Genomic DNA, 14472 nt, shown 5'->3' on the forward strand with positions numbered 1-14472 from the left:
CCTGTTATCGCTTCGAACGGCCCTTTCGGGGGCCGTTTTCTTTTTGACTGGGCGGCGCGTTGACCTCCGCCGTTTGTCCGTGGCGGGTTGCGAAACCCCATCCGGCCCAACCAAGGCGATATCCCCGCACTTATCAACCTCCGGTAGGGCGGCGTTTGACAGCGAACGGCACTTGTGCAAGCTGACGCCAAGGCTTGTGCGCGGCCATGTAACCGCGCCTCAATCTCGCGCGGTTACATGTCGAAACGTCCACAAAATCGTCCGGTCCATAAAAGCTCGTTCTGGCTCATACGCCAGTTGTGGGCCGATCACGTCAGGAAATACCTCTGGCGGCTGGTCGGCGCCTTCATTCTGATTTCGATCCTCGCTGGCGTGACCGGCCTCTATCCCATCGTCATCAAATATTCCTATGACCTGCTCGCGAAGGGCGAGATGAACTATCTCTGGATGATCATGCTCGCCATGGTGGGGGTGACGGCGCTGAAGGGGCTGCTGGATTATCTGCAAGCGGTCTATACCAACCGAATCAGCATCACGCTTGGCCTCGACATGCAAAAGCGCCTCTACGCGCATCTCATGCAGGCCGATTTCGCGCGGTTGAGCAGTGAGTCGCCCGGAAACCTCGTCACGCGCGTCAATGGCGATCTCGGAACCGTACAAAGCGCTATCATGGCGGTGTTCACGGTCGCGATTCGCGATGTGCTGACCGTCTTCTCCCTCGTTATCTCGATGCTCTATCTCGACTGGGTGATGACGCTCGTCATCTTGCTGTTCTATCCTCTGGCCGCTTTCCCCATCGCCCAGGTCGGGCGCATCGTGCGGAAATATGCCTCGCATGGCTGGGCGCAGATCGGCAACACGACCGCCGTGCTGATCGAGCATCTATCATCGCTGCGGCTGATCAAGACTTACCGCCTCGAACAATATTCCTACGATCGCGTGAGCGACCAGCTTGAAAGAGCGGTGGATTTTCAGCGCAAGACCGTCCGCGTCAAGGCGGCGCTGAACCCGATACTCGAAGTTTTCGGCGGGCTTGCCGTCGCGGGTGTCGTTGGGCTCGCCGCTTACCGTATCTCGCAGGATTCGAAGACGGTCGGCGATTTCACCGGCTTCATCGCGGCGCTCCTCATGGCGGCGCAACCGATCCGCTCCTTCGGCAACCTCAACAACCGCATTCAGGAGGGGCTTGCCGCTGCCGAGCGCTTCTATCAGGTGCTTACCGAGAAGCCGAGCGTCGTCTCGCCGCCGGACGCCAAGCCGCTCACGCTCAGTGGGGGCGGCAGGATCGAGTTCGAGAATGTCTCGTTCTCGTATAATAATGACGGACGGAACGCGGTCCGGGATTTCTCGCTCACGATTGAACCGAACACGACAGTGGCGCTCGTCGGCAAGAGCGGCGCCGGCAAGTCTACGATTTTTAATCTCGTGCCGCGTCTCTACGATCCGCAGAGCGGCCGCATCCTGATTGACGGTCAGCACCTCCGCGAGGTCGAGGTCGAATCGATTCGCGATCAGATGGCGCTCGTGAGCCAAGACATCACCTTGTTCGATGACACGGTCGCGGCCAATATCGCGCTCGGCAGGCTTGATGCGACGCACGACGAGATCCTGGCCGCCGCGAAGGCAGCCAACGCGCACGATTTCATAGAGCGATTGCCCGAGGGATACGACACGCGTCTGGGCGACCGGGGCATGCGTTTATCCGGCGGCCAGCGTCAGCGCGTGGCGCTCGCCCGCGCGATCTTGCGCGACGCACCCATTTTGCTGCTCGACGAAGCGACGAGCGCGCTCGACGCCGAATCAGAGCGGCTTGTGCAGGAAGCCCTCGCCAAGTTCAGCGAGTCGCGCACCACCCTCGTCATCGCGCATCGCCTTTCCACAGTGAAGAACGCGGACATGATTTGCGTGATGGAGGATGGCTGCATCACCGAGAAGGGCACGCACGCCGAGCTTCTGGCGCGCGACGGCGATTACGCGCAGTTCTGCAAGTCGCAGATGCTCACGCCGGAAGATCAAGACTATGCGAAGCACATCGCGGCGGTTGGCGGAAAGCAGGAGAGGGCGTCGGAAGAGAGCGCGGCCTGACGGTGCAATGAGGCTTTGCGCGGTTCGCTGAATGCGACGTTGTTCCGCTGCGGATTGAAGCGTCGCCGTAAATCAGACGCGGCACGACACTGTGGTTCGGTTGTCGATCAGCTTCCTTGCGTCAGGTCGAGTTCGATTTTACGCAGGCTTATCTGATGCGACGCGCGTCTTGTTGCGAACCCGCTATCCATTGCGATGCGCCCCCACGCATTGCACGAAGCGCGGTGCCGCCGCGTCTGACGCGGGTTGGACACGGGCCCGACAAGCCATGCCGGAGACAAAGACAACGGTTGCGGAAGCCGTTCGAACGCTGCCGCCCCGCCGCTTCTATTCCCGCTGGAGGGCGCGGTTGACCACGAAATTCGCCCAGTGGCTCGGCTTGAAGCCACGCTTGATCTCGCCCGGATCGTAGCGCGTCTCAACCCACTCGAAGAAGGTCATCGGCTCTTCCGTGTTGTCGGCGAGGTAGCGCTCGAAGAGATAATCGAGAACACCCGTCTCGGAACTTCGGATGTGTCCGAATTTGAGGCTGAGCTGTTTCGCGGCCTGCTCGATGGGCTGCCCCTCCTTCATATGTATCAACAGCGCGCTCATCATCCCGGCGCGATCCGCGCCCGACTTGCAGTGGAACAACACGGGATACTCGATCTCGTCGAAAAGCGCGCGCGCCTGCCGGATCACGTCGACCCGCGGAACCATTCGCGACTGGAGCTGAAAATTTATCAGCCGAATGCCATGACGCTCGCAGGCATTCGCTTCAAGCCGGTAGCTGCCGCAATCGCGCTCTCCACGCAGGTTGACGACGGTCTTGATGCCCCGCTTCGCGAGCCACGCGATATGCGAGGGACTTGGCTGCGCGGAACGCCAAACGCCCGGCGCGATCTGATGCCGGTTCGAATAGATCGAGCGGAAGAAGTGGTGATCCATGAAGAACAGGTCGAAATAGTCGAGCACATTGTTCGCTCGTCGCCTGATGCGTTCCGGCGCGCGCGCGTCGAGTTTATGCCGCCAAAGACGGTATCTGCCGCCCATTGCCTTGGAATAGGGCTTCAGGAAGCGCTTGACGGAGCGGAACGGATTGAAGGCCATGCAACCTGTGGCGTTGAGATTTCTCTGACTTTTGATATAGCCCGCTTCTGGGCGCGCGTCCAAGCGCCAAAAATTTATGCACACCACCAGCGTCTTACGATATCGGAGCTTTGAAAACGAAGAAGGCGCCGAGAGCGATAAAGCTGAAACCGATGACGTGATTGATCGTGAACCGTTCGCCGAGATAGGTGATCGCGAACACTGCGAAGACGATCAGCGTGATGACTTCCTGCATCGCCTTCAGTTCCGCGCCGGAATAGACCGTGCTTCCGATGCGGTTCGCCGGAACCGCGAGGCAATATTCGAAAAATGCGATGAACCAACTCACCAGGATCACGATCCAGAGCGGCCGGTCGGTAAATTTCAGATGACCATACCAGGCGAATGTCATGAAGACGTTGGAGGCGAGGAGCAGAAGAACAGGCAGGATATTCGCAGAGACCATCCGTGTTATCCTTTTCTTTTGCGCAGCCTCGCCGGGCGATGCGCACGCCTTTCATGGTCGCCGGGCGTAAGGCCAGCGCGGCGCGGCATCAGTCGATTCGAACGCGGTCGATCCCGACCAGGAGCCGAATGGGACGCAGATTTTGCGACACGCTCATGCTCGACCAGAACCGCGGGTCGCTTGCGAGAGTTCTACGACGGCGCGCGTTAGTGAATCACGAAAAGTCCGCCGAGATAGCGGAACTCCGCCGGGTCGATGAGCTTACGGTTCGAAACCGTGACGCGCTTAACGATGCGATGGCGCGTACGCTACGCCATCGCATATCACTCCGTTCTTAGTGGTTGCCGATCGGGTAGTTCGGCGACTCGCGCGTGATCGTCACGTCGTGCGTGTGGCTCTCGCGCAGGCCCGCGTTGGTGATCGGAATGAACTCCGCCTTCTCGTGGAGATCCTTGATCGTGCGCGTGCCGGTGTAGCCCATCGCCGCGCGAAGCCCGCCGACGAGCTGATGCAGCACGCTTCCGACCGGCCCCTTGTAAGGCACCTGCCCCTCGATGCCCTCCGGCACGAGCTTCAGCGTGTCGCTCACTTCGGCCTGGAAGTAGCGGTCAGCCGAGCCGCGCGCCATCGCGCCGAGCGAACCCATGCCGCGATAGGCCTTGTAGGAGCGGCCCTGATAGAGATAGACCTCGCCGGGGCTTTCGTCCGTGCCCGCGAGCAGCGAGCCGATCATCACCGACGACGCGCCGCTCGCGAGCGCCTTCGCGATGTCGCCGGAATATTTGATGCCGCCGTCCGCGATGACCGGGATGCCGTGCTTGTCGGCCGCCTCGGCGGCTTCCATCAGCGCGGTGAGCTGCGGCACGCCGACGCCCGCCACGATGCGGGTCGTGCAGATCGAGCCGGGCCCGATGCCGATCTTGACCGCGTCCGCGCCCGCGTCGATCAGCGCCTTGGTGCCTTCCGCCGTTGCGACGTTGCCTGCGATGATCTGCACCGAGTTCGTCTGCTTCTTGATGCGCGCCACGGCGTCGAGCACGCGCTGGGAATGGCCGTGCGCCGTGTCGATCACAAGCACGTCCACGCCCGCGTCGATGAGGATTTCGCTCCGCGCGAAGCCGTCTTCGCCGACCGATGACGCCGCCGCCACGCGAAGGCGGCCCTGCTCGTCCTTGCTGGCGTAGGGGTAGCGCTCGGCCTTCTCGATGTCCTTCACGGTGATGAGGCCGATGCAGCGGTATTTGTCATCGACAACGATCAGCTTTTCGATGCGGTATTTATGAAGCAGGAGCTTCGCCTCATCGCGCGGTATGCCGTCCCTCACTGTGATGAGGTCTTCCTTCGTCATCAGCTCGTGGATGGGCTGCGAAGGGTTGCTCGCGAAGCGCACGTCGCGGTTGGTGAGGATGCCGACGAGTTTGCCTTCGGGCGCGCCATTGCCGTTCGCGACGCCTTCGACCACCGGAATGCCGGAGATGCCGTGCGCCTTCATCAGTTCGAGGGCGTCCTTCAGCGTGGCAGTCGGCTCGATAGTGACGGGGTTCACCACCATGCCGCTCTCGAACTTCTTCACCTGGCGGATATGCTGCGCCTGTTCTTCGGGCTTGAGATTTCGGTGGATAACGCCAATGCCGCCGGCCTGCGCCATTGCGATGGCGAGCGGCCCCTCGGTCACGGTGTCCATGGCGGAAGAGATGATCGGGATGGTGAGCTTGATTGTGGGCGTGAGAAAAGTCGTGACGTCCGTCTCGGAGGGCAGCACCTCGGAATGTCCGGGACGCAAAAGCACGTCGTCGAAGGTAAGCCCCGTCTTCTGCCGGATAATGGCCATCTATGAATCCTTGCGCGCCGGGGATCAGATCCGGCGCTGCCGTTTTGCGTGGAATTTCCTGCGGTTTAGCATCCCCGCGGCATTCTGTAAAATGGAGCGGCGCCTGTCATTTCCCAAGGCCATCGCGACCGCTGTCGCGAGACGGCGCAACGCATCAATTTGCGATCACCGATATTCGTCTTTGGACGGCTTCAAAGCAGTTGAGATCTGCAAAGGCGAAGCATATGTTTTCCTTTCGATCGTAAATCCGATGGATGAAAGGAATAAAGTTGCATGGAACTTCACAAGCTCACGGATGATCTTGATGTCGCGGGCCAGATCGAGCCGTCGGATATTCCCGAAATCGCGTCAAAAGGGATAAAGACGATCATCTGCAACCGTCCGGACAACGAGTCGCCCGGTCAGCCGACCTTCATCGAAATCGACAAGGTCGCCCGGGAGAACGGCATCAAGACGATCTATCACCCAATCCGCGCGGCCAACGCGATCAGCGACGCCGATGCCGAGATCTTCGAAAAGGAACTGGCCGAGGCGGAAAAGCCCGTGCTCGCCTTCTGTCGCTCCGGCACGCGAAGCACATTCATCTGGTCGCTCTCGCAGGCAGGCAAAATCCCCGCGCAGCAGATCGCGCTGACGGCCATGCGCGCCGGATACGACATCAGCCCGGTCTATCAGCGCCTCGAAAAGTAGGTTCGAGAAGCGGGCGATGCTCGCAAGGCTAGACGGCCAGCCTTGGGATGCGGCACAGAGACGGGGCTTCGGCCCCGATCCGCGCCAGATGGTCGCCGTTTGCACGGTGGCTGCGTCTCGAAAGAGCGCTATATAAAGCTGACCGCATCGCAAAGGGAGTACGCCGATGATCTGTGAGGCCTGTTTAGGGATCTATCTGCTTGCGACCGCAACTCAGCCCGACCTGGCGCGTCCGTCCGACGTTCATTTCATCGCGGAGAAGAGCGCGTCCATCCCCGCGAGACCGCTGACGAAGACACTCTCCGTCGCGCCGCAAATCCGGCTGGACGACATCCCGGCCTACGCCGCGCAAGGCATTACCACCATCATCTCGAACCGGCCCGATGGCGAGGCGCCCGATCAACCGACATTCGCCGAAATAAAGAAGGCCGCCGAGGCGAACGGCATGAAGGCCATCCATATCCCGATCACAAGCCCGAGCGCGATCACGGATGCGGACGCAGCGGCTTTCGGCAAGGCGCTCGATGAAAGCAAGGGCAAGACGCTGGCTTTCTGCCGCTCCGGCACACGCGCCACGTTGCTCTGGTCCCTTTCCCAAGCTGGGAGGCGTTCCGCACAGGATATCGTGCAAACGGCGGCTGAAGCGGGCTACGACGTGAGCCCGATCCTGACGCGTTTGGAGAAGTGAGGGACATGCGGACGGACATGGGCGCGCCTCCGGTTTTCGACCAGGGCTTTCGCGCAACGCTTGAGGATCTCATTGTGTGGCGGCGCGATGTGCGGCGCTTCCGGACCGACCCGCTCCCCGATGGCGCGATGGAGCGTCTGTTGCGTCTCGCCTGTCTTGCGCCTTCCGTCGGCCTCAGCGAGCCGTGGCGCTTCGTCCTCGTGGAAAGTGCCGAGAAGCGCAGGCTGATCGCCGCCAATTTCGAGGATGCGAACGCTGAGGCGCTGTCGTCCTACACGGGCGACAACGCATCGCTTTACGCCTCGCTGAAGCTTGAGGGCATTCGCGAGGCCCCCGTGCAACTCGCCGCCTTCGCCGAGCCGGACCCGGAGAAAGGCCGCACCGTTGGCCGCCGCACCATGCCGGAAACGGTCGCGTATTCGGTCGTCAGCGCGATGCATACGCTGTGGCTTGCCGCGCGCGCCGAAGGCATCGGCATGGGCTGGGTGTCGATCCTCGATCCCGTCCGCGTGGCGCGCGACCTCGAAGTGCCGCCGCACTGGCAATTCATCGGCTATTTCTGTGTCGGCTACCCGCTGGAAGAGGCCAGCACACCCGAACTTGAGCGCGTGAAGTGGGAACGGCGCAGCGACCCGGCCACGGTCGTCATTCGGCGCTAACTCTGCAAAGCCCGTTCGGATTGAATGATGTCCGGTGCTCTGGCGCATACGTTTGCTCCACATTTGCTGCACACTCCTGGCAAATGTATGCGCCTCAAGAGCATTGGCAACTTGCGGTGCCACCAGCGGGCGTGAATCAAATGTAAAATTCACTGGCACCAGTAGGCCAAACTGGCTCGCCGGGTTGGAGGCAATCCCGCGGGATTGCATCGCGTGGCTCGATCCCCGCCCGGTGGTTCCCCGCAAAAGTCCGCCGCGCTAGCGCTTGCCGCCCATGAACGCGGGGAACCAGTCCTCATGCGCGCGCCGAAGCTCGCCGACCGGGAGTGGCTTTTCGCCGCCGATCACGATGGCATCGCCGCCGACTTCCGCCACGATGCGACCGGGTATGCTGCCAGCCTTCGCCTCGTCGAGCACTCGCGCCGCTTCATCGCGCGACACCCCGACGAGATAGCGGCCCTGCTCCTCACCGAAAGCGGCCGCATGCGGTGCGAGACCGTCAGCCGGGGCAAAGGTGAGCCCGCGCGTGCCGGCGATTGCCATCTCAGCCAGCGCGACGAGAATGCCGCCGTCCGAAATATCGTGCACCGTCCCCGTGATGCCTGCCTCGATGAGGCGGCGCACGAAATCGCCTGCCTTCTTTTCGGCGGCAAGATCGACCGGCGGCGGCGCGCCTTCGACGCGGCCTGTCGCCTGTTTCTGATAGAGCGACTGCCCGAGATGGCCGGTTTCCGCGCCTATCAGCACCACGATATCGTCGCCGGGCTTCAGCGCAACCGTCGCCACGCGCGACACATCGGCGATGAGGCCGACGCCACCAATCGCGGGCGTGGGCAGGATGCCTTCGCCGTTCGTTTCATTGTAGAGCGAGACATTGCCCGACACGACCGGGTATTCGAGCGCGAGGCAGGCTTCGCCCATGCCCTCGATAGCGCGGGCAAACTCGGCCATGATCTCCGGGCGCTCGGGGTTGCCGAAATTCATGCAGTCGGTGATGGCAAGCGGCTTGCCGCCCGCTGCGGTGATATTGCGCCACGTCTCCGCGACGGCCTGCTTGCCGCCTTCGAACGGGTCCGCGTAGCAGTAGCGCGGCGTGACGTCGGTCGTAAGCGCGACGGCCTTGTTCGTGCCGTGAATGCGCACCACGGCCGCGTCCGAGCCGGGACGCACGACGGTGTCGTCCATGACCATGTGGTCGTACTGCTCCCAGATCCAGCGGCGCGACGCGAGGTGCGGCGAACCGATGAGCGCGGTAAGCGCGTCGCCGAGGCTGTTCGGCGCGGGCACGTCCTCCGCGGACACGACGGCGGGCACAGGCTTCGGCGCGATGGGGCGATTATACATCGGCGCTTCGTCCGCGAGGATGCCGGTTGGCAGGTCGGCGACCAGCGCGCCCTTGTGGCGCAGCACGAGGTGGCCGGTGTCGGTCGTCGTGCCGATCACAGCGAAGTCGAGTTCCCATTTCCGGAAGATGCGCTCCGCCAGCGGCTCCGAGCCGGGGCGAAGCACCATCAGCATGCGCTCCTGGCTTTCCGACAGCATCATCTCGTAGGCCGTCATGCCTTCCTCGCGCTGCGGTACGAGGTCGAGATTCAGTTCGATGCCGGAGCCCCCCTTCGCCGCCATCTCGACGGACGATGAGGTGAGGCCAGCCGCGCCCATGTCCTGAATGGCGAGGATCGCGTCTTCGGCCATGAGTTCGAGGCAGGCTTCGAGCAGCAACTTCTCGGCGAATGGATCGCCGACCTGCACGGTCGGGCGCTGCTCCTGTGAATTGTCGTCGAACTCGGCGGAGGCCATGGTCGCGCCATGGATGCCGTCGCGGCCTGTCTTCGAGCCGACATACACGACCGGGTTGCCCGCGCCCGCCGCCGCCGAATAGAAGATGCGGTTCGCGTCCGCCAGCCCGACACACATCGCGTTGACGAGGATGTTGCCGTTGTAGCGCGCGTCGAAATTCGTCTCGCCGCCAACGGTCGGCACGCCCATGCAGTTGCCGTAGTCGCCGATACCGGCCACGACGCCCGCCACGAGATGGCGCGTCTTCGGGTGGTCCGGCTCGCCGAAGCGCAGCGCGTTCAGCAGCGCGATGGGCCGCGCGCCCATGGTGAACACGTCGCGCATGATGCCGCCGACGCCCGTCGCCGCCCCCTGATAGGGCTCGATGAAGGACGGGTGGTTGTGGCTTTCCATTTTGAAGATGATCGCCTGCTCGTCGCCGATGTCGATCACGCCCGCGTTTTCGCCCGGTCCGCAGATGACATGCGGCCCGGTTGTCGGCAGCTTCTTCAGCCACACGCGCGACGATTTGTAGGAGCAATGCTCCGACCACATCACCGAGATGATGCCGAGCTCGGTGAGGTTCGGCGCGCGGCCGAGCTTCTCGCAGGCGAGGCGGAACTCCTCGGCGCCCATGCGGTGGGCGGCGGCCAGTTCTTCGGTGGCGATGACGGAGGTATCGGTGGCGGGCATCGAGATGATCCTGTACGCGGGCCGCTTTAACGGCGCGACCCATCTCCCCGCTGGGCGGGCATGCCCGGTTTGAGGCGAGGTCGTTTCTTCAAACAGAGATCAACGCGCACCTAACCCGATTTATCGAGTGCGAACACGCTGATCGGCAAAACCCCGATGCGCCCTGACGCATTCGCCCGGACGATCAAGGTTGGAACGCATGGCCGGGGCGAACCCCGGCCATGAATGAGACGATCCGCGCGCGAAGGCTCAAACGGCGCGCTGCTCGCGGTCGAGTTCATATTCCGCGACGCCGACCTTCAGCATGTCGTACGCATCTTCGAGGAATTCCTCCTCGTCCATATATTCGACATAGCTCGGGAAGTAGCCCGAATCGTCGTCATCGTCGTCCGCGTCTTCGGAGGCACCCGCAGCCTGGAAGGTGATGCTGCCGTCCTCGTGGATATAGACGTTGGCGAGCGTCTCGCTGTCCGGCTTGTACTTGATCTGCACGATGGGGTCGCCCTCGGCTTCGGCGAGGACGAAGTCCAGCCGCTTCGAGGCGATCTGCTCGTTCAGGCGCTCGACGAGCTTCGCGGCGGTCTCGCGGCGAGCCTCGGGGTCGAGCTTTGCGGTCTGCATCTCGCGCTTCACTTCATCAACTTCGTCGTCGAAACTCATGATGGCGATCCTTTCGCTGGAGCGGTTGACCTTGGAGACGCAAAAGTTCTGGCTCGCTGGTGGAGCGAATTTGACGTTTGAGTCCAGCCTGCCACACGCTCGCGCTCAAATGTCAATTTCAAAGCTCCACGAGAAACAAATTCTTGCTGGCGGTCCTTCGATTCCGACGTTTGCTCTCGAACTCTGTGCTGCCGTTTGTAAATTTCGAAATCGGACCGCTAGTTCAAAGTCCGTGTAAGCGATTCGAACAGGCGGCGCCCATCGATTCCGCCCAGCGCTGCATCGGCGGCGCGTTCCGGGTGTGGCATGAGCCCCATGATACGCCCGGTGCGGTCGATAAGGCCAGCGATGTCGCGGCGGGAGCCGTTCGGATTCCCGCTTCCGCCTTCAGCGGTCGCATAGCGGAAAACGACCTGTCCTTCGCCCTCGATCCTGTCCAGCGTCTCGTCATCCGCGAAATAGGAGCCGTCCTTGTGTGCGATGGGGATCGTAACGCGTTCGCCTTGCGTGTAGGCGTTCGTGAATGCCGTGTCCGCGCGTTCCACCGTCAGGTCCACGTCGCGGCAGATGAAGTTGAGGCCGCTGTTGCGCATCAGCGCGCCGGGCAGAAGCCCCGTCTCCGTGAGGATCTGGAACCCGTTGCAGATGCCGAGCACGGCGACGCCGCGCTCCGCTTCGGCCTTCACCGCGCGCACGATGGGCGACTGTGCGGCCATCGCACCCGAGCGGAGATAGTCGCCGTAGGAGAAGCCGCCCGGCAACACGATGAGGTCAACCTTCGGCAGGGCCTCGTCGCCGTGCCAGATCATCGCGGGCTTGACGCCCGTTACGGCTTCAAGCGTGACGGCGGCGTCGCGATCGCAGTTCGAACCGGGGAATACGATGACGGCGGCCTTCATAGAAGCTCGACCCTGTAGTTTTCGATGACCGGGTTCGCGAGAAGCTGGCGGCACATGGCGTCAAGCTCGGTCTTCGCCGACGTCTCGTCCGCCGCCTTCAGTTCCACCTCGATAAGCTTGCCCTGGCGCACGTCCTCGACGCCGCCAAAGCCCAGCGAGTGAAGCGCGTTCGCGATGGCGCGCCCTTGCGGGTCGAGCACTCCGTTCTTGAGGGTTACGGTGATGCGCGCCTTCATTCTCGTCTCCGCCATGGTCTTCGAGTCTGGTCCGATTCCGACATTTGTTTAAGCTCGCGGCACCTTGTGAGCAATCGTCGGTCTCACCGGCACCACGAGCGACTTTTCGATTCTAGTGGAGGAATTTGACATCTGAGCGAGTGGCATCGTCGCGACCCAAGCTCAAATGTCAAATCACTGCACCAGCTATTTCGATTGCACCAGCACCGGGCCTGACGGCTTCGGCGCGGGGTTGTCGACCAGGATGCCGAGCCGCCTTGCAACCTCGGAGTAGGCTTCGAGAAGCCCGCCCATGTCGCGGCGGAAGCGGTCCTTGTCGAGCCTGTCCTTCGTCTCGATGTCCCAGAGGCGGCAGCAATCGGGGCTGATCTCGTCGGCGAGTACGATGCGAACCTGCCCGTCGGGATCGTAAATGCGGCCGAACTCGACCTTGAAGTCGACAAGCCGAATGCCGATGCCGAGGAACAGACCGGAGAGGAAATCGTTGATTCGCAGCGCGAGCGCCATCATCTCGTCGATTTCCTGCGGCGCGGCCCAGCCGAACGCGGTGATGTGCTCTTCCGTCACCATCGGGTCGTTCAGCTTGTCGGCCTTGTAATAGAACTCGATGATGGAGCGCGGAAGCTGCATGCCCTCTTCGAGGCCGAGGCGCGTGCCAAGCGACCCCGCGACGACGTTGCGCACCACGACTTCGAGCGGGATGATCTCCACTTCGCGGATCAACTGCTCGCGCATATTGAGGCGACGGATGAAGTGCGTCGGCACGCCGATCTCGTTCAAGCGGCTGAAAATATACTCGGAAATCCGATTGTTCAGCACGCCCTTGCCTTCGAAGCGCTCATGCTTCTGGGCGTTGAACGCGGTGGCGTCGTCTTTGAAGTGCTGGATGAGGGTGCCGGGTTCCGGTCCTTCATAAAGAACCTTCGCCTTTCCCTCGTAGATGCGGCGGCGGCGGTTATTCATGGGAGACCCCCTTCTCGTGAAGGAAATTATCAGGGCGGATGTCATTTCGGTACTACAAGCGCATATTTGGTGCGTTGTCACGCGTCCACACGAAAACGGCTGGGAAAACGCGCCGCGCGTCCCAAATCCAGATCGATTCCAAATTCCGCGGGTGGCCATGTTGACTTCGAGCCAGCGAACGCTATCCATGCTACAGTATTCACGCAAGGCATTCATCAAAGATGGCTTCGCGGGCGCCTCTGTTAAAGGGCCTCGCAAAATGTGGCCGAGGGAGGCTCCGACCATGACGACATTCGACGACCGCGAAAATGCTTTCGAGGCAAAATTCGCCCGCGACGAGAATCTGCGCTTCACGGCGACGGCCCGGCGGAATCGCTATCTCGGCGTCTGGGCGGCGGAAAAGCTGGGGCTTTCTGGCCCCGACGCCGACGCATACGTCAAGGATGTGATCCGCTCCGACTTTCTTGAGCCGGGCGACGAGGATGTGATCGCGAAAGTTCTGACGGACTTCAAGGCGAAGGGCGTCGCCGTCGACGACAAGGAGCTTCGTCGCAAGCTCCTCGAACTGACGGGGCAGGCGCTCGCCGAAATCGAGGCGGGTAAATAGGCTTCGGCGTTCGGAGCTAATGCGATCTGAACAATCCCGCGAGGCGACTCGCGGGATTTTCATATGACGCCGAGCTTCCGCTGGAGGCTCGACGACGATGTCGTGTATTGAAAGACCGAGCGCTTGCCCGGATAGACGATCTTCTGCGCGGCCTGTGCCATGAGCGCGGCCTCGTGAAAGCCCGACAGGATGAGCTTCAGCTTGCCGGGATAGGTGTTGATGTCGCCGATGGCGAAGATGCCCGGCTCCGACGTCTCGAACCGCGCCGTATCGACGGCGATCTGGTTTTCGTTGAGATTGAGCCCCCAGTTTGCGATGGGGCCGAGCTTCATCGTCAGCCCGAAGAACGGCAGGAGCCGTTCGGCCTCGACCTCGTATTCCAGGTCCAGGCCGCCGACGGGCCCGCGAATCGTAACCGAACGCAGCGCACCGCTATCGCCGTTCAGCTTCGTAAGCTGACCCTGAATGAAACGCACCGAGCCATCCGAGAGAAGCTCGCGCAGCTTGTTCACCGAATCGGGCGCGGCGCGAAACTCGTCGCGGCGATGGATCAGTGTCACGCTCTTGGCGATCGGCTGAAGGTTCAGCGTCCAGTCGAGCGCCGAATCGCCCCCGCCGACGATCAGAACCGCCTTGTCGCGGAATGCGTCGATCTTGCGAACCGCGTAAAAAACCGATGCGCCCTCGAAGCCCTCGATCCCCGCGAGAGGCGGGCGCTTCGGCGTGAACGATCCGCCGCCCGCCGCCACCACAACCACCTTCGCGCGAAAACGTGTGCCGAGATCGGTTTCCACCTCGAAGCCGCCGTCGACCTTCTTCAGCGACTCGACGCGCTGCCCGAAATGGAACGTGGGTTCAAACGGCCGTGCCTGTTCGAGCAGCCGGTCCGTGAGCGCCTGCCCGGTGATCGTCGGATGCGCGGGGATATCGTAGATCGGCTTCTCGGGGTAAAGCTCCGCGCACTGGCCGCCGGGCTTGTCGAGGATGTCGATCACATGCGCCTTGATGTCGACGAGTCCGAGTTCGAACACGGCGAAAAGGCCGACCGGCCCGGCACCGATGATGAGCGCATCCGTCTCGATTTCCGCCGGTGCGCCATCGACGCCCGACCCGACAATCATATCCAAGGCCATTCTCTCCTAGTGCTC

General features: G+C 62.2%; 14 protein-coding genes. 5 read left to right on the top strand and 9 right to left on the bottom strand.

What is annotated here, in order from left to right; all coding sequences use genetic code 11:
- Nucleotides 1-237: 237 nt before the first annotated feature.
- Nucleotides 238-2085 carry an ABC transporter ATP-binding protein gene (locus T281_RS01940; RefSeq protein ID WP_037233328.1) on the top strand — a complete coding sequence of 616 codons (1848 nt, stop codon included), beginning with the start codon at nucleotides 238-240 and terminating at the stop codon, nucleotides 2083-2085.
- 327 nt (nucleotides 2086-2412) lie between these two features.
- Here T281_RS01940 and T281_RS01945 read toward each other — a convergent pair whose 3' ends face one another.
- The 3 genes from T281_RS01945 to guaB form a co-directional block, all read right to left on the bottom strand.
- Nucleotides 2413-3174 carry a fused DSP-PTPase phosphatase/NAD kinase-like protein gene (locus tag T281_RS01945; RefSeq protein WP_037233409.1) on the bottom strand — a complete coding sequence of 254 codons (762 nt, stop codon included), beginning with the start codon at nucleotides 3172-3174 and terminating at the stop codon, nucleotides 2413-2415.
- A 94-nt stretch (nucleotides 3175-3268) separates the two neighbouring features.
- The gene (locus T281_RS01950) at nucleotides 3269-3619 is read right to left on the bottom strand and encodes a DMT family protein (RefSeq protein ID WP_037233330.1); all 351 of its coding nucleotides are present in this window, start codon (nucleotides 3617-3619) and stop codon (nucleotides 3269-3271) included.
- 334 nt (nucleotides 3620-3953) lie between these two features.
- Nucleotides 3954-5450, bottom strand: coding sequence for an IMP dehydrogenase (gene guaB, locus T281_RS01955; protein ID WP_013418777.1), 1497 nt, complete (start codon nucleotides 5448-5450; stop codon nucleotides 3954-3956).
- 273 nt (nucleotides 5451-5723) lie between these two features.
- Here guaB and T281_RS01960 point away from each other — a divergent pair, with 273 nt between their 5' ends.
- The 3 genes from T281_RS01960 to bluB all read left to right on the top strand — a co-directional run bounded on the left by T281_RS01960 (nucleotide 5724) and on the right by bluB (nucleotide 7487).
- Entirely contained in the window at nucleotides 5724-6140 is a 417-nt protein-coding gene (locus T281_RS01960; protein WP_037233334.1) for a protein tyrosine phosphatase family protein, read from the top strand.
- Between the two features lie 166 nt (nucleotides 6141-6306).
- Nucleotides 6307-6828, top strand: coding sequence for a protein tyrosine phosphatase family protein (locus T281_RS01965; RefSeq protein ID WP_081796529.1), 522 nt, complete (start codon nucleotides 6307-6309; stop codon nucleotides 6826-6828).
- A gap of 5 nt (nucleotides 6829-6833) precedes the next feature.
- Nucleotides 6834-7487, top strand: a complete 654-nt coding sequence (bluB, locus tag T281_RS01970) for a 5,6-dimethylbenzimidazole synthase (protein ID WP_155954997.1) — start codon at nucleotides 6834-6836, stop codon at nucleotides 7485-7487.
- 258 nt (nucleotides 7488-7745) lie between these two features.
- Here bluB and purL read toward each other — a convergent pair whose 3' ends face one another.
- The 5 genes from purL to purC all read right to left on the bottom strand — a co-directional run bounded on the left by purL (nucleotide 7746) and on the right by purC (nucleotide 12717).
- A complete protein-coding gene (gene purL, locus T281_RS01975) occupies nucleotides 7746-9959 on the bottom strand; it encodes a phosphoribosylformylglycinamidine synthase subunit PurL (protein WP_037233340.1) in 2214 nt (737 codons plus the stop codon).
- Nucleotides 9960-10208: 249 nt separating this feature from the next.
- Nucleotides 10209-10619: a hypothetical protein gene (locus T281_RS01980; RefSeq protein ID WP_037233344.1), complete on the bottom strand. Its 411-nt coding sequence runs from the start codon at nucleotides 10617-10619 to the stop codon at nucleotides 10209-10211.
- A 218-nt stretch (nucleotides 10620-10837) separates the two neighbouring features.
- Nucleotides 10838-11518, bottom strand: a complete 681-nt coding sequence (gene purQ, locus T281_RS01985; protein WP_037233347.1) for a phosphoribosylformylglycinamidine synthase subunit PurQ — start codon at nucleotides 11516-11518, stop codon at nucleotides 10838-10840.
- Nucleotides 11515-11754: a phosphoribosylformylglycinamidine synthase subunit PurS gene (gene purS / locus T281_RS01990; protein WP_037233411.1), complete on the bottom strand. Its 240-nt coding sequence runs from the start codon at nucleotides 11752-11754 to the stop codon at nucleotides 11515-11517. Before purS ends, purQ begins: the two co-directional genes overlap by 4 nt.
- Nucleotides 11755-11940: 186 nt before the next feature.
- Nucleotides 11941-12717, bottom strand: a complete 777-nt coding sequence (gene purC, locus T281_RS01995; RefSeq protein WP_013418129.1) for a phosphoribosylaminoimidazolesuccinocarboxamide synthase — start codon at nucleotides 12715-12717, stop codon at nucleotides 11941-11943.
- 283 nt (nucleotides 12718-13000) lie between these two features.
- Between purC and T281_RS02000 the strand changes: the two genes are divergently transcribed.
- The gene (locus T281_RS02000; RefSeq protein ID WP_037233413.1) at nucleotides 13001-13324 is read left to right on the top strand and encodes a DUF1476 domain-containing protein; all 324 of its coding nucleotides are present in this window, start codon (nucleotides 13001-13003) and stop codon (nucleotides 13322-13324) included.
- 59 nt (nucleotides 13325-13383) lie between these two features.
- Here the strand turns inward: T281_RS02000 and T281_RS02005 are convergent, their stop codons facing one another.
- Nucleotides 13384-14457 (bottom strand): NAD(P)/FAD-dependent oxidoreductase, encoded by a 1074-nt coding sequence (locus T281_RS02005; RefSeq protein WP_037233352.1) that lies wholly within the window; start codon nucleotides 14455-14457, stop codon nucleotides 13384-13386.
- Nucleotides 14458-14472: the final 15 nt, after the last annotated feature.

The organism is Rhodomicrobium udaipurense JA643 (genome assembly GCF_000636015.1).
In the GTDB taxonomy this organism is placed as follows: domain Bacteria; phylum Pseudomonadota; class Alphaproteobacteria; order Rhizobiales; family Rhodomicrobiaceae; genus Rhodomicrobium; species Rhodomicrobium udaipurense.